This window comes from Chitinophaga ginsengisegetis, assembly GCF_900168065.1.
In the GTDB taxonomy this organism is placed as follows: domain Bacteria; phylum Bacteroidota; class Bacteroidia; order Chitinophagales; family Chitinophagaceae; genus Chitinophaga; species Chitinophaga ginsengisegetis.
In genome coordinates, this window is record NZ_FUZZ01000001.1 from 441,429 (window position 1) to 460,582 (window position 19,154).

The following is a 19,154-nucleotide window of genomic DNA, read 5'->3' on the forward strand; positions in this document are numbered from 1 at the left end:
AAAATAAATTTAATCATATGCGATCCATCGCGTTTATAAGTTTGGTTATAACATTGGCAGCCTGCGGCAATGCACCGAAGCAACCGGAGCATAAAAATGACAGCCCGGCGCCGGATAGCGTGCCGGTATTCATTTTGAAGCAGGACACTGTTAAGAAAACAATAGAGTTACCGGCAGAACTCATCCCCTACGAAACCGCAGAATTGTTTGCCAAAGTACAGGGTTTTGTGCGCAGCATGAAAGTGGACCTGGGCGACCGTGTAAAAAAAGGACAAACACTGGCCGTAATTGAAGCACCGGAAATTAACAGCCGGCTGGCGGAATCTGAAGCTGCATTACAATCGGCCAAAGCGAAATGGGCTTCCAGCAGGGATCATTATGAACGTCTTTACAGGGCGTCGCAGGCGAAAACACCGGGCATCGTTGCCCCGGTTGACCTGGAGCGCAGCCGCAATGTAATGCTGGCCGACAGCTCCACTTATATAGCCGCAAGCAAACAATCACAATCCTATAAGGCAGTTTCCGGCTACCTGTATATCACCGCTCCTTTCGACGGCGTAGTTACTGCGCGTAAAGCAGATCCCGGTGCGCTTGTAGGCACCAACGCCATGTTGCTTACCGTTCAGAATAACCGCACGCTGCGTCTTCGTGCAGCCGTTCCCGAGATATATACCGCGGCGGCAAGCCCTTCAAAAAATATCGACTTCCGCGTAGATGCCTATCCTACCCAACGCTTTAAAGCCACGCTCACCCGTAAGTCTGAAACTATCGACCCCGGCACCCGCACAGAGTTGTGGGAGTTCCAGGTAGATAACAGCGATCACTTACTCAAGGCAGGCGCCTTTGCGTATGTAAAGCTGCCGCTGGAACGCGGCACTACCTCGTTCATTGTACCGTTTGCAGCCGTAGCCACTACGCAGGAAAGGAAGTTTGTGATAAGAGTGCACCAGGGTCAGGCAGAGTGGGTAGATGTGCGCCAGGGCATAACGGTAGACGCAGGCATTGAAATATTCGGTAACCTTTCTGCCGGTGATACCTTGCTGAAAAAAGCAACCGATGAAAGAAAACCCGGCAGCACCGGTACCTGGATATTGAAATAATAATATCATAAATAATAAAGAGATGCCCGTCGCATAGTACCTGCGACGGGCATCTTTTATCCGGGCTATCTTTCCAGGATTAATACAAGCAATAACAAAACAGCAACAATAATATAACTCATCGCTGCAAAGGTACTGACGAACTACGAATGATAAACCGCCTGCGCTGAATGGTGTACCGGCAATACTCCCAGGTATCTCAGGTAACGGTCCAGCAATGCTTTGTCAAACACGGGTTCTTCTATACCACTGCCTTCCAGGAAAGTAGCCACATGGGTGTTATCCCAAACGTAGGTATCCTGGTACAACTCAACGGTAGACAGTCCTTCGTGCATATTGTCCTTGAACAAACTGGTGAGTGCATACAACCTGTTGGCGGGATCATCTTCCCAGATCTTTCTCCATTCTTTATACGGCAGGCCGCGCAGATCGAAAGAATAATACTTGTTCAACAAGTCAAAAAACTGCAGCAACGTAAGGTTTGTTGCCGGGCTGGCAATCAGGTTAAATTTAAGACCCAGGGCCGTCTCTTTTTTTGAAATATAAGCGATGGCTTTTGTCATGTAATCTACCGTAATCAATCCTTCCCTTAACTCCCTTAATGCGGGATATGCGTTGAATTCAATACAGTTTTTCACCAATCCTGCCCACCACTGGTAAGGTGCGCTCGCGCCGGTTTCACTGTTACACATGGCATAACCAAGCCGGTAGGTAATTACCGGCAATCCCTGTGCTGCCGCGAGGTCGGCGATGCCTTCCATCACCCACTTGCTTCTTACATAACCGATATCCTTGCTCACCGCCAGCAGGTTCTGGCCGATATCATCTGTTTCCTTCATTACGGTTTTATGCGTGAATACATGCCCCCAGCTATACACCGAAATAGTGGACAGCAACACCAGGCATTTTGTTTTGCCGGCGGCAGCAAAAGCTACAATTTCCCTGAGCCCTTCCACGTTGGCGGACTTCATATAAGAGTACGGCTCAATAAAATTGACGGAGCTACCGGAATGATAAATAACATCGATGGTATCCGCCAATTCTTTAAACCCTGCTTCCGTTAACCCCATGCCCGGTTTGGAAAAATCTCCTGTTACCGGCACAATGCGCTGGCGCAGCGATTCATCAATGTGGATGTTAAAGTTGTTCAGGCAGCCGTTGATCCGTTCCATCGCATAATACTCATTACTGGCCCTGATGAGGCAGTATACGGTGGCGTTGGAAGCCAGCAGCAAATCTTTCAGCAGGTGAATGCCTACAAAACCGGTTACACCGGTGAGCAGTACGGCTTCGGGGTTTTGCAGCCTGGCGGCATCAAAATCGCGGCGGATAACGGTTCCCGGTTTCAGGTATACATCCTGCTGCAACGCTACATAAGGTTCCACATCTTCTTCCATCACAATAGTATCTGCCTGGGCCCGGCGCGCTTCCAGGGTTTGCGCCAGGTCTTTCAGCACCGGGAACTGGTATACATCTCTCATATATACTTTTAACGACAACGTTCTTCCCAATGCCGTAACTACCGGCGCCACACGAACAGAGTTGCCTCCTATATCAAAGAAGTTGTCGGAGTTATTGATCGCTTTCCGGCCCAATACGCTTTCCCAGATGGCCGCAATGGTTGTTTCCATTGCTGTTACCGGCGGTTCATACACGGCGCTGTCTTCTTCGTATACAGCGGCCAGCTGCGACAACCTTGCCTGGTCTGTTTTTCCATTGGAGGTTACCGGTAATTTATCCAGGAAGATAAATTGCGAAGGGATCATATAACCCGGTAGTGAATCTTTCAGTGTTGCCCTGATGGAGGCGATCTCCGGCTCTTCCGCCTCCCAGTTCTTCACCAGGAAAGCGACGATATACTTATTATGTTTTTCATCCTCGCGGGTAATAACGGCCGCGTCTTTGATACCATCAACAGGCAACAATGCTTTTTCTATTTCCTCCAGTTCTATCCTGAAGCCGCGGATCTTCACCTGGTTATCTGCCCTTCCTGAAAAAATTAATTCACCGGAAGGCAGTATAGAGGCGAGATCACCGGTTTTGTACAGGCGGGCGCCTGGTACAAACGGATGATCGATAAAGGAGGCTGCCGTTTGAGCAGGTCTGTTCCAGTATCCCAGTGCCAGTCCTTCGCCGCCGAGGTACAGTTCACCGGTGCCACCGGCGGGAACGGGTTGCAGGTGCTGGTTTAAAATATACGCCTGGGTATTGGCAACGGGTTGTCCGATAGACGATACATATTCCCCGTTTTCATCGTGCACTACCCTGCAGGTAGCAAAAATGCTGTACTCAGTAGGCCCGTAGTAATCGACCAGTTGATAACCCAGTCCGTGTGTAAGCACCGGCTTCAGTTTTTCGCCGCCGGTAAACAGGTAGCGCAGGTGAAGATGCGGAGCCGTGCGACTAAGTGCTACCAGTTCAGGCGCCAGCACAGTAGGCACAAACGCATGCGTGATCCCGTTCCTGGTATAGAACTGCAACAACGCCGCCGCATCCGTTCTTTCTTCATTGGTAGCTATCACCAGCGCGGCGCCGGAAGTAAGTGCGGTCCATATCTCCCAAACAGAAATATCAAAAGCAATTCCTGCTACGAGAGTAACCCGGTCGTTCGCGGTTACCTCAAACCGTTGCCTGTGCCACGATACCAGGTGCTGCAAAGACCGGTGTGCCACCATTACTCCTTTAGGCGTTCCGGTGGAACCGGAGGTATAGATGATATAGGCCCGGTCGTTTGCGGTTACCGGCACATCCGGCGTAGTAGCGGGCCATTTATCAAGACTATCCACCTTATCCAGTATCACATAGTTGTACTTACCCGCGTCCGGTAAGGCATGTTTACTGGTGGTGACCACGCAGCTGGTCCCGGTGTCTTCCAGGATCACCTGGATTCTTTTTAACGGATACGAAGGATCAATGGGAACATACGCTGCGCCTGTTTTTAAGATCCCTGTTACCGCTACCAGCCATTCAATGGACCTGTCTATCCATACCGGTATAATGTCGCCGGGCTTTACGCCCTGCTCCAGCAGGTAATGCGCCATCTGGTTGGATCGCCTGTTCAGGGTGTCGTAGGTGATAGCGTCTGATTTGAATACAACCGCAGTGCGATCCGGGCTGAGCGCCGCCTGCTGATTGAAAAGAGCAATAACAGTGGCAGATGGGTCATAATGCCATTGCTCTCCCTGTAACATAAAATGCCCTGGATTTTCATACGCGTGGGTTTGCTCCACGGTAACGTGTTTGGGTTTCATAGAATAATAATTAAAATTAAAGAAAAGGGACTATAGCTTCCCTGGGTTAAAGGTTTTCAATAAAAAAATCGCGGTGTTATTAATTTGTTTTGATATGGTTATTTCGTGATATATGGTTATTTCGTGCAGGGGCAAAACTATCTTGTTCCACTGCTATATTTCTACAGTGGGAATAAATTCCGGTTAAAAAAAAGCGGATGGTTTTACCATCCGCCTTCTAAAGAATATTCAGCTGCTCATGATTGCCTTATGCCCAAACCTTCGTTCCTGGAGCTGGTCGTACTCCTTCACATAATCCGGGTGTTCGGTTCCCATTGTTCTGTCCCACACCCGGAAATACAATCCATAGTTTCCCCTGAACTTCTTGTGGTGCAGGTTGTGATGAACAGATGTATTGAATACTTCAAACATCCACGTATACCGGAATCCGCGTGGCATCAGTTCATAACCCAGGTGGCCATACACATTAATAATAAATCCCGATATCGTAAACAACAGTACCGTAAGCGGGTGCATAGGCATCACACAGGTAATAACCACCAGCACCCCTCCTTCCGCCACCGCTTCCAGGACATGAAAGCTGTAGGAAGTCCAGGGAGAAGGATTGATACTCTGGTGATGCACCAGGTGTGTACGTTTAAATAACTGCTTATGATGCAACAGGCGATGCATCCAGTAAAAATAAGTATCGTGTATCACAAGACTCAACACCAGGCTCACACCTATGTACCACACCGGGAAATCATGAATATCGCTATAGATCATAGTATACTGCCGTACCGGCGTTACCAGCAGTACAACAGAAATCCCGGTGAACACCAGCGTGCTTTGCATGGAATACCAGATCTCCCGGAGAAAATCTTTCTTCGACGCCAGCTTTTGCTGGATTTTAAAATGTTTAAACCTGGCTGGCAACAGCAGGTAAAATAAAATGAAAGGAATACCCGCCAACAGGAAATACCGGAGGGCAGACACGCTAAAGATCTTAACTGTAGCTTCAATGATCGGTTCCATAACCCTGAGAAATTTATCTCCCAAAATTAGAATACCGGTACGGCAGATGCAGTTAACAAAAGATAATTTCGCAGATTAACAAAGGATAATTTATCCCTTGCCCTTGTCAAGCATCCGCTTGCGGATACGGCTTAGCGACACAGGCGTAATGCCCAGCATGGAAGCAATATATTTATCGGGCACCCGGTTCACCAGGTCGAAACGCTCTGCCAGCAGGTTGCGGTACCGCTCTTCCGGCGACAACGTTACAAAGGATTCCATGATATTTAATGATTCCGATAACATGCGCATCAGGAAAAAGTTGCGCAGCGGTTCATACTCCGGGTGCGTTTTCAGTACTTCTTCCAGTACATCGTAATCTATTTCCAGTAATGTGGTGGGCTCCAGCGCACGGTAAATAAAGCGTGACGGCCGCCTGTGAATGATGGTATCGTGAGAAGCGATAAATTGTTTTTCCCAACGCAGAAACAAGGTGGCTTCATCACCATTACTTTTAATAATATACGCCCGCATGATGCCTTGTTCAATGAAAGCAAGACGGCGTTCTGTATCACCCTCACGGATATACGTTTCATTGGCCGCCAGTTTTGCCTGCCGCGTCATGGCAAATAATGGCGCCGTGTCGGCCGGAAGTATACCGGCCAGATCAAATAGCAGTTGCTGTAAAGTGGTGATGGATGCACTCATATGATTCGTCAGAGTGCTAATGTAAGGTTATTTCTCAATTAACCCGTCCATCACAACCGAGCGGCCTTCATTTTGGTGAGTTGCGCCAGCGTATAAGCGCCAACCGCCATTACGAGATCCCATTTAAAAAAAGGTTACAAAAAAACAGGGGGAATTTTCTGTAACCTTTTTACTGTTATAGCATCTAATTAACATGGCAGCATAAAATAAATTCACAGACATGAACTCTCCCAATAAAGAATTAAGCCAGGTATTGGAAGATGCCATCAGCCGGCTACCTGAAAAATACAGGATAGTCTTTGTGTTGCGTGAAATCGAGGAAATGTCAGTCCGGGACACTTCTTCGGCGCTGGACATTAATGAAAACAATGTAAAAGTACGCCTGAACAGGGCAAAGGCCCTGCTCAGGGAGAATTTAAACGCCTATATGAAAGATCACGTTTATCATTTTCATTTAACCCGCTGCGACCGGATCACCCGTAATGTTTTACAGAAACTGGGCATAGAAGGGGGAAAACCATGATCTCCTCATGCTCATTCCGTCAGGAAGCGCTTCGGATATAGCAGCATGGCCAGCAGCCAGGTAACGGTGTGCATGAATAAAATCCGGGGAACCATATGTCTAAATGAGCCCTCATTTTGTCCAACTCACCCTAAAACCCATTCCCGTTGTTTGGTTTGCCGGCTACTTTTGTTTCTCCTGGGAGCACAAAAGCATCTGCAGGAAAGCATGATGGAACCGACAAAAAAATTCAACCGCAGACATTTTTTAAGCGCAGCTGCTTTAACCTTTGCAGCCACCAAACTCTCCTCCTTGCAGGCATTGGCCGCTACAGGACGCAGTGATAAAAACGGCTACCAGGCTCCTGTATCTTTCCGGGAAATCAAACAGATCAGGGCCGGACTACTCGATATTGGCTATGCCGAAGCCGGCCCGGCAAACGGCCAGCCCGTTATCCTCCTGCATGGATGGCCTTATGACATTCACAGCTACGCAAAAGTATCCGCCATACTGGCTGCTGAAGGATACCGGGTAATTGTGCCTCATTTACGCGGTCATGGTACCACGAAGTTCCTGTCTGCCCAAACCTTCAGAAACGGGCAACAGGCGGCGGTAGCAAGTGATATCCTTTCGCTGATGGATGCACTTCATATAGAAAAGGCCATCCTGGGCGGGTTCGACTGGGGAGCACGCACTGCCAATATCATCGCGGCACTATGGCCGGAACGTTGCAAAGCAATGGTTTCGGTTAATGGCTATCTTATTAATAACCTGGAAAAAAACAAACAACCCTTGCCACCAAAAGCAGAATGGGGATGGTGGTATCAGTATTACTTTGCCACCGAGCGTGGTAAACTGGGTTATACCGCCAATTGGCACGACTTCAACAAACTGATCTGGAAAAATGTTTCTCCGAAATGGGATTTTGATGATACCACTTATAACCTGTCCGCAGCCTCGTTTAATAACCCGGACTATGTTTCTATTGTGCTCCACAACTACCGCTGGCGGCTGGGCATAGAGCCCGGTGAGCAACAATACGATGCCATTGAAAAGCAACTGGCCGCAGCGCCTGTCATTGCTGTTCCATCGGTTACTTTGGATGGCGACTCAGATGGCGTGGTTCCCGCCGGTGATGGCTCTGCATATGCCCGCATGTTTACAGGCAAGCATGTACACCGTGTCATCAAAGGAGCGGGCCATAACCTTCCGCAGGAAGCGCCGGAAGCGTTTTCGAAGGCCATTATGGAAGCGAATAGTTATTAATTCTCAGTAAAAAATAATTTATGAAACTAGCTGCCCTAAAAAAGAAACCAGTCCTGTTAATAGCCCTGTTTGTTGTAATGTTAACCGGCATACAATTCATCGGGCAGCCGGTTCAAAACCAGCCGGTAACAGCACCCATAAAAGCGCCGGATGAAGTACTGGCAATTCTTCAACGTGCCTGTTACGATTGCCATTCCAATGAAACAAAGCTCAGCTGGTATGACCACATTGCACCGGTTTCATGGCTGGTATCCGCAGATGTTACAACGGCGAGATCCCGGTTTAATTTGTCGACCTGGGATACACTCTCCCCTGCCGACCAACAGGGACGCCTGTGGGAAATGGTGAATATGGTGCTCACAGGAAAAATGCCGTTGGCTACTTATGCCGCCACGCATCCTCGTTCCAGGCTTTCTGCAAAGGATATCTCTGTTTTAAAAGAGTATGTGACGAACACCAGTCCTTCAACCTACCACGATACTACCGTTATAAATGAAGCCGCGAAGGAGTTCCGGCAATTTCAACAACAGTCTCTCCCCGCAGCCGGAAACCCTGTTGCAGCGAATGGAGTGGCGTATATACCCGGCTACCGCGAGTGGCAGGTGATCAGTACCACCAACCGGTTCGACAACCACAGTATACGGGTAGTATATGGCAACGCCATTGCAGCAAAAGCCCTCAGAGAAAACCAGATCAACCCTTTTCCCGAAGGCAGTACCATTGTAAAAGTAGTGTGGAACAGCATTGAAGAAAGGAACGGCGACATCACTCCCGGTTCTTTAAACAGCGTACAGATCATGACTAAAAACAACAAGCGCTTCGCGGATAGTAAAGGATGGGGCTTTGCAAAATTCAACGGCACGGCGCTCAAGCCCCAGGGAGCCACGCCCATGTTTAATACCACCTGCTTCAATTGCCATAAAATAGCCAGCGGAAATGATTATGTATTCAACCTGCCATTGGCTGATAAAGAAAATAAGCGGGAGATGTTTGACGCCGGAAACCTGCACGTGATCACATCGTTTGCCAACAGGCAGCAACAAAGCATGTCTGTGTTGTATGGTAACACCTCCGCGCAGCAAAGTGCGCTTACCGGTTATAAAACGTATGTTCCCGGCGAAATATTCCGGCTCGTTACTTACAAACAGGCCGATAATAAATACTGGTTTGGCAGTTATATCAATGGCGAAGTGCAAAGCATTGAAACCGTGTCCACGGCCTCTGATGCAGGCGTAGCAGATAAACTGACCTATAAGCTGGAACGCGGCCAGTGGCCAACCGGTAATGCTGGCGATAAAGTAAGTCCGGCTGCCAGGATCAGCGCTATATTTTCTCACAAACCATCTGTTTTTCCCTGATACTTTAACTTTTCCTGATGATAAATTAAAAATCAATATTTTTATTGCCATTAGATTGACTTCCAACAGATGAAAAAACCAGGGTTTAAAATATCTCAGGCAACCATATGGGTCAGCTCCATTGTTCTAGGGCTGTTGTCTTCCGTGCCACAAATTGCCGAGCATCATTTTCATTTGGCGGAAGCAGCTGTTAATGCCGGTATTACAGCCACCTTCGCTGTGCTGATGTGGTACTTCAATATTTTCATGTTGTCCCGGCAGGATGATAGCCCGCGAAAGCAGAGCATTTCGTATTCAAAACTGATAAGCAGCCTGTTATTTGGCCTGGTAGTAATGCTGGGCCTTGCCTGCATCCAGCAGCTGATCCTGTCGCACATCAATTTTGGACCGGTTATGCTGATGGTGGAAGTAAGAGGTATCCTGATTAACCTGGTATTTTATATGTTCCTGCACCTGCTGCAGCAGAATTATGAAAACCAGCATGTAACGATGGAACTGGAACGTATCAAAAGTGATAATCTCAGCGCGCAGTATGAACTACTGAAACAGCAGGTGAATCCGCACTTCCTGTTCAACAGCCTGAATACCCTGAAGGCGATGGTGGAAAGCGGCGAGGAGGAAGCAGTCGACTTCATCATCAAACTATCCAATTTCTATAGGTTTACGCTCGAGAGCCGCAAACTGGACCTGATTCATGTCAGTGAAGAAATGGACATTCTCAATGCTTATCTTTTTCTTCAGAAAGCAAGGTTTGAAGATGGTTTCACTTTTGAGAATACGCTTAGTCCCAACACGCTGAAAACGCTTATTCCTCCTTTTACGCTGCAGCTGCTCGTTGAAAATTGCATCAAACATAATATCGTTTCCCTGGAAAAGCCTTTACATATCAGGTTATATGAAGAAGATGACCGGATAGTGGTGGAGAACCAGGTGCAGCAGAAAACGGGAGAACAAAATTCGCTAGGTGTGGGTCTTAAAAATATTGACCAGAGATACCAGCATCTGCTGAACCGGCATATTGATATTATTGGCAACGAAAAAGTTTTTCAAATCAAACTTCCGCTTATTCATGAACATCATCATCGTTGAAGACGAACTTAAAACAGCCAAGTCACTCGCAAATATGATACTGGGATTAAAACCCAACGCTAAAATTACGGGGCAGTATCAAAGCGTGGCAAGTTCCGTCAGCGCGCTGTCTGAAGGCACCATGCCCGATTTGATCTTTATGGATATCCAGCTTGCCGACGGACTTTGCTTTGAAATATTTAAATCGGTAAAGATCACCTGCCCGGTGATCTTTTGCACGGCTTATGATGAATATACCCTCGATGCTTTTAAAAATAATGGGGTGGATTATGTGCTGAAGCCTTTTTCCAAACAGGATATACAGGAGGCATTAAGAAAGGTGGATGAACTGAAAAATTTCTTTCAGCAAAAAACAATTCCTGATCTTGGCGACCTGCTTTCAAAATTAACTCCTTCCAGCGGCAAAACCAGTTTCCTCATCTTTCAAAACCAGAAGTACAGGACTATAAATGTGGAAGACATTGCCTTCTTCTATATACGCCATGATGCCACCTGGATAATGTGTTTTGACAAGCAGCAGTATGTGATCAGCCAGTCGCTTGACCAGATAACCCAGTCGGTGTCTTCCCTGCAGTTTTTCCGGCTTAACCGCCAGTACCTCATTAATTTCAAAGCCATCAAAGAAGTGGAACCTTATTTTCTCCGTAAACTATACGTCAGGCTGGTGATTGAAACACCGGACAAACTGCTTGTAAATAAAGAAAAATCCCATAGCTTTCTTAGCTGGATGGAAGAGCGTTAGCGTTATTTTCTCCCGGTTGAAAGCTGAAAATGTCTACCTCGCGGCTTTTTAGCTTATTGCTGCCGTAGCCGGCCGGTACTTTTGAATAAATAAAAATTCAAAAGATGAAATTAATCATGATCCCCGCAATTGCACTCACATTATTTTCAGCGGTATTTGCAAACCAGCGTACCGCTTCAGAGCAACCCGTTCATACCGGTAACGGCTTTGCCGTGCTGGAATTGTTTACCTCGGAGGGATGCTCCAGTTGCCCACCCGCCGATGCACTGCTGGCCCGTATCCAACAGGAAGCCGGGAATAAACCCATTTATATCCTGGCGTATCATGTGGACTACTGGAACCGGCTTGGCTGGAAAGACATCTTCAGCGATCCCCGGTATTCAAAGCGCCAGTATCAATACAGTCAGCAGTTAAACAGCCAGGTATATACCCCCCAGCTGGTGATCAATGGTACATCATCCTGCGTAGGATCAGACGAAGCTGCTGTAACTAATGCAATGGCAAATGCACTGGCCAGTCCCGCTGAAGAAACCCTGAACATCAAGGCGCAGCTGCAATCCGGCAAAGCTGCGCTTACCTATAACGTTACGGGCGATGCCGGCAACAGTCGCCTGCTGGTAGCCGTAGTGCAAAAACATGCAGTCAGTAAAGTGACGAGGGGAGAAAACGAAGGACGCATGCTTTCACATGTTCAGATTGTGCGCGATCTTCGCACGTTTGACCCGGGAGCCGGCAGCGCGCAGATCAGCTTGCCCGGTGACTTTAATACACAGGAGTGGGAACTGATTGGTATGATCCAGGATTCCGGCACAGGCGTTATCAAAGCGGCCACGCGGGTTCCCTTGTAATACGGCACTACCTAAAAAAGCAATGCCCGGAAATATATTCCGGGCATTGCTTTTTTAGGTAGTAGCTTATCACTTTTACAACTCATGACGCTGTGCAAACGCTGCATTTAAGCCCGGATACAGCTTCCGGAACATCGCGTACGTTACGCTTACCATAATAAACGCCACAACAGCGTCGATGGTGGCCGGTAAGCCGAGTACACTCAGTTTCGATGCAAAGGCAAAAATGATATCGAAGAAAATACCGGCGAACACCCACTCTTTTAACCGGAGCAGCTTACCAGGCGTTAAAAGAACCGCCACACCGGAGAGCTTGAAAATACCAAGCAGGTAAATAAAATGCGAAGGATACCCCAATTGCTGGGTTATTCCCCACACAACCGGATTCCCGGTGATTTCAAAAAAACCGCTTGCGCCAAACCACAGGGAAGTGAGTACGGTTCCTATCCAATAAATTGTTGTTACTGTTTTCTGTGTCATAATCTTTTGGGTTTATGTTATTGATGACACAAAATTGTTGCAGGCAGCGGGAATAGTCCAGGTATTTTGGCGTGAAGCGGACAAATGGAGAGGCTGGTTAGACAATACACGGTGCGGGCGTTACTTCACTTTCCTGTAAGTGTTTCCTCTCCAGAATAAGCCATTGCTTTCAATGCCTATTACCTCTCCCCCTATATCCATTGCTTCATAAAAACACTGATTAAAGTTTTTAATGGTAATTGTAAAGAGATTGAAACGGCTGTTCCGGGGCCTGTAGTCTTCGAATACATTAAAATAAATCCGGTGATACGACTTCGTACCGTAATCACTACCCGGCGCAATATTACGTATCACCAAACCAAAAGTTACATCTCCCCATGATTTTTTGGATATGGCAAATTCCGGTTTACCGGCTTCAATAAATTGCCCGGTTAATGGAGAGGTAATGATGGAGAATTTAAAGTTACTATAGTTCAGCGCATCTTCTTCAGGCAATATAATTTTAAAATAAACGGAATCCCCCGATGACATCTCAGATTCCTCTATTGCGTAATCCATCTTATTAAAATCATTGCTATTCTTTAATATAACAAATCCCGCCCGCTGCTCCCAAAAGCCCTTAGCCAGGGTATCACAAAGCGGAACGATCACATCGGGTTTCTGCACCTGATTTCTGATACAGAGAAATGTTTTGTTATCATTTAAGAATAGCAACTCTTTTCCATTTACCTTCTGATAGCGGCCGGATATGAGTGTAGGATTCTTTACACGCTGTCCGGTAGAGGATAAGCAAAGAAGGAATAAAAACGTGCTTAGAAATATTTTGTTAATATATGGGTGATCCATTGTATAAACTCTATCCCGTTATACTTCTAATAATGCGTCTGCTCCAACAATAGTTTTGCTAATGGTCAAATTTACAATTCGTAGCCGGACTTAGAACCGTCATTTTGTAAAGTGTATTCTTAATGTCAAAATACTTGTCATAACGACCTTTATAATCAAACGCTGAATCTTTACTTATTTCAATAAACTCTGATTTCCTTCCTTTATTGGGGAAAATGGAATTTATCCTATAGTAGCTGGTGTATTCAATAGGTATTGAATCTTGTGTTATTTGAATTAAGTTAAGAGTATATGTGTTGCCAACTTCTATATTACAACTATAAAAAATGCCATTATCAAAGATTTCTTTCTTGTCAAAGTTGAAAGGAAGCTTCTGGTTTATAGTAATACTATCATTCCCTTTTCTAAAAACCATAGCTTTATTTATAAAACTTTTATTGCACGTTTGTGTATACGAAAAGCGAATATATTCATACTCCACAAGTTTGACCTGCACTTGCGCACTACAAGTTAAGTAGTTGACGAATAGTATAACACATGAAATAATTGTTCTCATTTTACTTTTTTTACGGATTTTAATTCTCCCGTTGGAGTTACGGTTGTTTCTGTCGCATTTATTTTAACACCTCCTAATTCAATTACCTTTGGAACCGATACTGATGTGGCTCCCTGTTGAAATTCATATTGGGCTTTGCCCCCATCATACGAATAGGTTACCCTGCTTTATTTCATAGATAGGTATGTTTATCTGGGGAATCCCCGTATAGTTACCTACGGGGATCTCGCCATATTTACCTAAAGAAGCTGCTGTTGGGCTTGAAGGTATTATGTTCTGTACTTTTTCCTTTTGTACCTGTGCATGAACAGATATCACCAGCAACAAACAAAGAGAAGAAAAAAGGGATTTCTTAGAAAAGATCATAAAAGGGATTTTTTATCTAAGGCAATAGGATGTTTCTCCGGTTAACGCTTTTTAACGGATGATTTCAGTTGCTGTATTTCCTGTTCGTGCCGCTTTAACTGCGCATCCTGTTTAAGAATATACAATGTCAGCTCTTCCACCTTCTGCAATAACTTTTTATTCATCTCTCCCAAATCCAGTCCCTCCGCTTTCACCTCTTTTTCCGAAGGCATATCCGGCAGGTGTTTATGCTCCTTAATAAAGGCATTTACTTCAGACAAAGCAGGTAAATCATAACCAGGTGCAAACACAAAGTCGGGCCAGGCGGTATTTGCCTTTACCTTTATCCTGGTAAAAATAGCGTCGCCATTCACCGCTAATTTGTATCCCTTCGTATCGGTGGTACCAATGCCTACATTTCCATTGGTGGCATTCTGAGCGCCGGCCAGGATAATGTCTCCGTTCGATTTGAACAACAACGGCGCATAAAACCCCGAACCTTGTCTCACTGCATAAAACTCCAGTGTAGGCCCGCTGACATCTGCACTAAAATAACCGTCCTTCCTTAAAGACGCTTCCCAGAGCACGGGTTTACCGGTTGCAATACCCGTTGTCGTTTTAACACTGAATTTTAAATCCATGTAAGCGTTGGCGTCCCCATCGCTCAAAAAGTTTACGCCTCCCCTTGTGGCGCCCATATCTATCGCCAGCTTGTCTGCAGTGGGCGCCATACCTATCCCAATGTTACCATTAGCAGTAAGCGACCCTTTCAGATTCAGGTTGCCATTGCCATCCAGGAACATTAACTGGTCTGTATCGGCTGAATAGTCTATTGCGCCGTTGTCGTGAGCCAACCAGCGGAACCGGAAATTACTGGCCTTTAAACCGGTCAGGCCAAAGTTGATGGAGGCACTGCTCTGGTAAATAAAACCAGACCTGAAGTTGGCACTATAGAACCCTGTAGTGATCGTATTGGCATAAGTGTTGGGGAAATTCAATGTACTGAATGTATCTGTTTGGGCTTTTACCGGAAACCATACACATAACAAAACTGAAAAACTGAAGATAACTTTGATCATAGGGATTAAATTATATTATAAAAAAACGTTACAATGGCGGGTATTACATCGCACAGCAACTTCTCGAACAAAACAGTATATGCTAAAAAAAGAAAGTTAGGGATAACTCTTATGGGCAACACATTACTTTTCCAGGTATAGCTATGAAGGCAAAGGAATGATTTCTTATAACTGTTAAAATAACTTTCTGGCATTAACTACGGCGCAAAATAATATATTTTTCCGAAGGTTCAAATTCCCATTTTGAAATTTCTTTTGTCGGCAAGTTCCTCCCCTCATTTCACCCACGCCGCAATCGTAACCCCGCCAAGATACCCCATTATAAGCACCACTAACCACCCTGCCAGCTGCATCCATACAGGATGCCGGTAATGCTGCAGCAGCCGTGTGCTGCCAGCCGCCACCAGCACCACTGCCAGGGCTACCGGCAATATGAGCCCATTGAGCGCCCCTGCCATCAGCAACAGTTGTACGGGGTTGCCGGCTATTACAAAAACAACGGTGGAGAAAAGTATAAAAACACTGATAAACCAACGCTCGTTGGCGGCAATAAAAGGATGAAATGTTTTCAGGAAAGAAACGGAAGTATAAGCAGCTCCTACTACAGAAGTAATGGCAGCGCTCCACATCACAATACCAAAGAAACGGTAACCAATTTCCCCTGCTGCTATCCGGAATACAGATGCAGGCGGATTACCGCTGTCGAGTACCGCGCCCTGTGTAATAATGCCCAACGCTGCCAGGAACAACAGCACACGCATGATAGCGGTAATAACAATACCGCTTACGGCACTGCGGTTAACAAAGCGGATCTGCGTTGTTCCGCTGATACCGGCGTCCAGCAGACGGTGCGCGCCGGCAAAACTGATGTAACCGCCAACGGTTCCGCCAACAAGCGTTACAATAGCCTTTGTATCAATCACCGCGGGCCATACGCTTTGTTGTACTGCCTGCAATACCGGTGGATGTGAACTCACGGCAACGTACAAAGTAAGCAGCACCATCAGGATGCCCAGCCATCGTGTAAACTGATCCAGTACATGACCCGCCTCTTTCATCCAGAAAATAAACAGCGCAATCCCACAACTCAGCAAGGCGCCGTAAACCGTGTCCATGCCGGTGAGTACCTGTAACCCCAGTCCGCAGCCGCCGATGTTGGCGATGTTAAAGGCCAGTCCGCCTGTTACCACCAAAGCGGCCAGCATATAACCCAGGCCCGGCAACAACGCATTGGCAAGATCCTGTGCGCGGTACCCGGAAACGGTAAGTACACGCCAGATATTCAGCTGTGCGCCAATATCCAGCAGCACTGATATCAATATTACAAAACCAAAAGACGCCGCCAGTTGCTGCGTGAATACGGTTGTTTGTGTAAGGAAACCCGGACCAATGGCGGAAGTAGCCATGAGGAACGCTGCACCCAGCAGCACGGAAGATTTTTGTTTGCTCAAGGCCGTTGTATGGTTAGTTGGTGATGATGTAATGCGTTATTAATAGCGCGCGCATATGTTACGGCGTGCGCGCCGTCGCCGTGAAGACAAATCGTTTCCGCCGTTATCGGAATCGTATGCCCGTTAACGGTAGTTACCTTTTGTTCAGTAACCATTTGCAGCACCTGTGCAATCGCCTGCTCCTCTTTTTCAATGAGCGCGTTGGGTTGTGTGCGGGGAGTAAGTGTTCCATCATCCCGGTAGGTTCTGTCGGCAAATACTTCGCTGGCTGTTTTTAATCCTGCTTCCCTGGCAGCCGTGATAAGCCAGCTGTTACTGAGTCCGAAAAAGCAAAGCCGGGAATCCACATCTTTTACGGCTTTAACAATCACGCGGGCCATAGCCGGCGATTTAGCGGCCATGTTGTATAATGCGCCATGAGGCTTTACATGCCTCATCGTAGTATGCAGCGATTTGCAAACCAGTTGCATGGCGTATAGTTGTGTGGTGATCAATTCATACAATGCATGATCTGAAAGCTGCTGCTCCGTTCTGCCAAAATTCTCTTTATCTGCAAAGCCGGGATGAGCGCCGATAGCTACCTTATTTTCGAGTGCCAGCGTGGCCGTACGCAACATCGTATCATGATCGCCGGCATGATAGCCACAGGCAATATTGGCGCTGCTGATAAAAGGCATAATGGCGGCATCGTTGTCCAGCCCCTCTCCCATGTCGCAGTTAAGATCTATATAATGCATAATGATGATGATTAAACAGGCTGTTGTTGCAGCCATTCCTCCAGTCGTAATTTACAGGCATTTTGAAGAAAGAGCAAGTCCTGCTCCTGTTTCCACAACAGGGCAGATGCTGTTTTTTCATCCGTCATGCTAAAATGAATCTCCTGGTACGGCATACGTTGCGAAAGGGAAGGCATATCCGCAGTGATCACATGCGCCAGCCGGGCATACCCGCCGGTGGTTTGATGGTCTGCCATCAGTATAATGAGTTGCCCGTCGGGCAACAGCTGTATAGTACCCCTGGTGATGCCGGCCGATAGCTGTTCCTCCCGTGGCTGTGTAGCCAGCGGCGGACCGCTCAGGCGGAACCCCATCCGGTCGCTTTGTTCCGTTAACGAAAATGCAGCAGCGGTAAATTGCTGGCGGGCGTCTTCCCGTAACAGGCTCCATTGACTCCCAGGCAGCGTACGTATAATATCTTTTGTGGTGTACAGGTGACTTACATCGGCGGTCCACCGTAACGGTACCACTTCCCTGCCCCGGAACCATAAAGGGGAAATATTATCCTGCCGTAGCTGAAGATGATCATTCTTTTTCAGCGGGCGGCCATCCAAGCCGCCGGCGCCGGCCTTTAAATGGGTGCTGTAGCTTCCCAGCCAGGGCGTAAGTGCCAGCCCGCCCCGTATCGCCAGGTAGCACCGTGCACCGGAAACAGGCTTGCTGAAACGCAGTACCGTTTGCTTATTCACCAGTACGGGCCTGTTAATGTCCAGGGGCTGACCATTGACGATAGCGCCAAAATCAGCGCCGGATAAGGCGATCATGGCATCTGTATCAAACAGGAAAGCCGATGCGGGAAAATGCAGTTCAATAGCCGCTTCGGTGAGGTCGTTGCCTACCAGGCTGTTGGCTACCGCAAGCGCCACACGATCCATAGCGCCACCTGGATTAATACCCAGGTGTTGGTAACCGTATCGTCCTGCATCCTGGATGGTATCCAGCAATCCTTGTTGTACTACCTGTATCAATGTTTTTGGATCTTAAAATGTCAAATATAATGGGTCATCTCCCGGAAAGCTTCCAGCGATACGGGCATAAATCTTACCTCATCGCCGGGGCCACAATAGCAGGGAGTTTCCGCACCGGCATCAAATAACCGCAGGGGCGTGCGGCCAATAATATTCCAGCCTCCCGGCGATTCCTGCGGATAAATACCCGTTTGCGCACCGGCAATACCCACACTTCCCGCGGGTACCCTGAGCCGGGGTTGCTTTAACCGGGGCGTTACCAGCTGCTCATGCACTTTGCCCATATAGGGAAAGCCGGGCAGAAAGCCCAGCATGTATACGGTGTACGTTTGTGCTGTATGCAGTGCTATGATATGCTCCGGGGATACGTTTTTGCTTTCCGCCATCGCATGCAGGTCGGGGCCCAGGGAAGGGTGATAGCATACAGGGATCTCCAACCGGCGGGGCGGAGCGGCAGCAGTTATGGCTGTCTCCTCCAGCGTTGCCGAGATCAGCTCCCTGATCTTTTCACCGGCGTTGCCATGCAGCTCCCTGTACAACACTACCGCATCGTATACAACTGTTAAGGAAGCATAGGCCGGAATAAGATCCAGGATGTATGGTTTATGCAGCTCCTGCAACTGCCGGAATGCCTGCATTACCCGGCGGTGAATATCCTCACTGATCTGTTGTTCCCATTCAATGATTACAGCCCGGTCGCCCAATGGAGATATAGTGTAGTTCCTACGCATTAGTTTATGAAGATAAAATAACTATTGCACATTACTATTAATAGCGTAAATTCATGGTACATAAC

17 protein-coding genes are annotated in these 19,154 nt (G+C 47.2%); 7 read left to right on the forward strand and 10 right to left on the reverse strand.

The features are described 5' to 3' along the window. Window positions 1-17 precede the first annotated feature (17 nt). Window positions 18-1,100: an efflux RND transporter periplasmic adaptor subunit gene (locus tag B5Z18_RS01610; protein WP_079467668.1), complete on the forward strand. Its 1,083-nt coding sequence runs from the start codon at window positions 18-20 to the stop codon at window positions 1,098-1,100. Window positions 1,101-1,243: 143 nt separating this feature from the next. Here the strand turns inward: B5Z18_RS01610 and B5Z18_RS01615 are convergent, their stop codons facing one another. The 3 genes from B5Z18_RS01615 to B5Z18_RS01625 all read right to left on the reverse strand — a co-directional run bounded on the left by B5Z18_RS01615 (window position 1,244) and on the right by B5Z18_RS01625 (window position 6,052). Further along, window positions 1,244-4,351, reverse strand: a complete 3,108-nt coding sequence (locus B5Z18_RS01615; protein WP_079467669.1) for a non-ribosomal peptide synthetase family protein — start codon at window positions 4,349-4,351, stop codon at window positions 1,244-1,246. A 228-nt stretch (window positions 4,352-4,579) separates the two neighbouring features. Further along, the gene (locus B5Z18_RS01620) at window positions 4,580-5,365 is read right to left on the reverse strand and encodes a sterol desaturase family protein (RefSeq protein ID WP_200817185.1); all 786 of its coding nucleotides are present in this window, start codon (window positions 5,363-5,365) and stop codon (window positions 4,580-4,582) included. A gap of 90 nt (window positions 5,366-5,455) precedes the next feature. After that, entirely contained in the window at window positions 5,456-6,052 is a 597-nt protein-coding gene (locus B5Z18_RS01625; RefSeq protein WP_079467670.1) for a Crp/Fnr family transcriptional regulator, read from the reverse strand. Window positions 6,053-6,272: 220 nt separating this feature from the next. On the opposite strand from B5Z18_RS01625, the gene B5Z18_RS01630 reads away from it, so the two are divergent. From B5Z18_RS01630 to B5Z18_RS01655, 6 genes are all read left to right on the forward strand, one after another. Next, window positions 6,273-6,575, forward strand: a complete 303-nt coding sequence (locus B5Z18_RS01630) for a sigma-70 family RNA polymerase sigma factor (protein ID WP_079467671.1) — start codon at window positions 6,273-6,275, stop codon at window positions 6,573-6,575. A gap of 207 nt (window positions 6,576-6,782) precedes the next feature. Continuing rightward, window positions 6,783-7,820 carry an alpha/beta fold hydrolase gene (locus tag B5Z18_RS01635; RefSeq protein ID WP_143313463.1) on the forward strand — a complete coding sequence of 346 codons (1,038 nt, stop codon included), beginning with the start codon at window positions 6,783-6,785 and terminating at the stop codon, window positions 7,818-7,820. Window positions 7,821-7,840: 20 nt separating this feature from the next. Continuing rightward, entirely contained in the window at window positions 7,841-9,178 is a 1,338-nt protein-coding gene (locus B5Z18_RS01640) for a heme-binding domain-containing protein (RefSeq protein ID WP_079467672.1), read from the forward strand. 69 nt (window positions 9,179-9,247) lie between these two features. Next, window positions 9,248-10,267, forward strand: a complete 1,020-nt coding sequence (locus B5Z18_RS01645; RefSeq protein ID WP_079467673.1) for a sensor histidine kinase — start codon at window positions 9,248-9,250, stop codon at window positions 10,265-10,267. Further along, entirely contained in the window at window positions 10,248-11,009 is a 762-nt protein-coding gene (locus B5Z18_RS01650; RefSeq protein ID WP_079467674.1) for a LytR/AlgR family response regulator transcription factor, read from the forward strand. The genes B5Z18_RS01645 and B5Z18_RS01650 overlap by 20 nt, the downstream gene beginning before the upstream one ends. 104 nt (window positions 11,010-11,113) lie before the next feature. Continuing rightward, window positions 11,114-11,857, forward strand: a complete 744-nt coding sequence (locus B5Z18_RS01655; protein WP_079467675.1) for a DUF1223 domain-containing protein — start codon at window positions 11,114-11,116, stop codon at window positions 11,855-11,857. Window positions 11,858-11,932: 75 nt separating this feature from the next. Here B5Z18_RS01655 and B5Z18_RS01660 read toward each other — a convergent pair whose 3' ends face one another. The 7 genes from B5Z18_RS01660 to pxpB form a co-directional block, all read right to left on the reverse strand. Then, complete coding sequence (locus B5Z18_RS01660) at window positions 11,933-12,337, reverse strand: DoxX family protein (protein ID WP_079467676.1); 405 nt, start codon at window positions 12,335-12,337, stop codon at window positions 11,933-11,935. A gap of 120 nt (window positions 12,338-12,457) precedes the next feature. Continuing rightward, window positions 12,458-13,003, reverse strand: a complete 546-nt coding sequence (locus B5Z18_RS32225; protein ID WP_235015859.1) for a hypothetical protein — start codon at window positions 13,001-13,003, stop codon at window positions 12,458-12,460. 1,143 nt (window positions 13,004-14,146) lie between these two features. Further along, window positions 14,147-15,163 carry a hypothetical protein gene (locus B5Z18_RS01680; RefSeq protein ID WP_079467680.1) on the reverse strand — a complete coding sequence of 339 codons (1,017 nt, stop codon included), beginning with the start codon at window positions 15,161-15,163 and terminating at the stop codon, window positions 14,147-14,149. 275 nt (window positions 15,164-15,438) lie between these two features. Further along, window positions 15,439-16,614, reverse strand: a complete 1,176-nt coding sequence (locus B5Z18_RS01685; protein WP_235015860.1) for an NRAMP family divalent metal transporter — start codon at window positions 16,612-16,614, stop codon at window positions 15,439-15,441. Next, window positions 16,611-17,387 carry a 5-oxoprolinase subunit PxpA gene (locus tag B5Z18_RS01690; RefSeq protein ID WP_235015861.1) on the reverse strand — a complete coding sequence of 259 codons (777 nt, stop codon included), beginning with the start codon at window positions 17,385-17,387 and terminating at the stop codon, window positions 16,611-16,613. Before B5Z18_RS01690 ends, B5Z18_RS01685 begins: the two co-directional genes overlap by 4 nt. Beyond that, window positions 17,363-18,358 (reverse strand): 5-oxoprolinase subunit C family protein, encoded by a 996-nt coding sequence (locus B5Z18_RS01695; protein WP_079467681.1) that lies wholly within the window; start codon window positions 18,356-18,358, stop codon window positions 17,363-17,365. The genes B5Z18_RS01690 and B5Z18_RS01695 overlap by 25 nt, the downstream gene beginning before the upstream one ends. A gap of 20 nt (window positions 18,359-18,378) precedes the next feature. Next, window positions 18,379-19,089, reverse strand: coding sequence for a 5-oxoprolinase subunit PxpB (gene pxpB, locus B5Z18_RS01700; protein ID WP_079467682.1), 711 nt, complete (start codon window positions 19,087-19,089; stop codon window positions 18,379-18,381). Between the last annotated feature and the right edge of the window lie 65 nt (window positions 19,090-19,154).

Coding starts and splice junctions, on each gene's coding strand:
- B5Z18_RS01610 (WP_079467668.1), top strand. CDS start 18: ATGCGATCCATCGCGTTTATAAGTTTGGTTATAACATTGGCAGCCTGC.
- B5Z18_RS01615 (WP_079467669.1), bottom strand. CDS start 4,351: ATGAAACCCAAACACGTTACCGTGGAGCAAACCCACGCGTATGAAAAT.
- B5Z18_RS01620 (WP_200817185.1), bottom strand. CDS start 5,365: ATGGAACCGATCATTGAAGCTACAGTTAAGATCTTTAGCGTGTCTGCC.
- B5Z18_RS01625 (WP_079467670.1), bottom strand. CDS start 6,052: ATGAGTGCATCCATCACCACTTTACAGCAACTGCTATTTGATCTGGCC.
- B5Z18_RS01630 (WP_079467671.1), top strand. CDS start 6,273: ATGAACTCTCCCAATAAAGAATTAAGCCAGGTATTGGAAGATGCCATC.
- B5Z18_RS01635 (WP_143313463.1), top strand. CDS start 6,783: ATGATGGAACCGACAAAAAAATTCAACCGCAGACATTTTTTAAGCGCA.
- B5Z18_RS01640 (WP_079467672.1), top strand. CDS start 7,841: ATGAAACTAGCTGCCCTAAAAAAGAAACCAGTCCTGTTAATAGCCCTG.
- B5Z18_RS01645 (WP_079467673.1), top strand. CDS start 9,248: ATGAAAAAACCAGGGTTTAAAATATCTCAGGCAACCATATGGGTCAGC.
- B5Z18_RS01650 (WP_079467674.1), top strand. CDS start 10,248: ATGAACATCATCATCGTTGAAGACGAACTTAAAACAGCCAAGTCACTC.
- B5Z18_RS01655 (WP_079467675.1), top strand. CDS start 11,114: ATGAAATTAATCATGATCCCCGCAATTGCACTCACATTATTTTCAGCG.
- B5Z18_RS01660 (WP_079467676.1), bottom strand. CDS start 12,337: ATGACACAGAAAACAGTAACAACAATTTATTGGATAGGAACCGTACTC.
- B5Z18_RS01680 (WP_079467680.1), bottom strand. CDS start 15,163: ATGATCAAAGTTATCTTCAGTTTTTCAGTTTTGTTATGTGTATGGTTT.
- B5Z18_RS01690 (WP_235015861.1), bottom strand. CDS start 17,387: ATGGCTGCAACAACAGCCTGTTTAATCATCATCATTATGCATTATATA.
- pxpB (WP_079467682.1), bottom strand. CDS start 19,089: ATGCGTAGGAACTACACTATATCTCCATTGGGCGACCGGGCTGTAATC.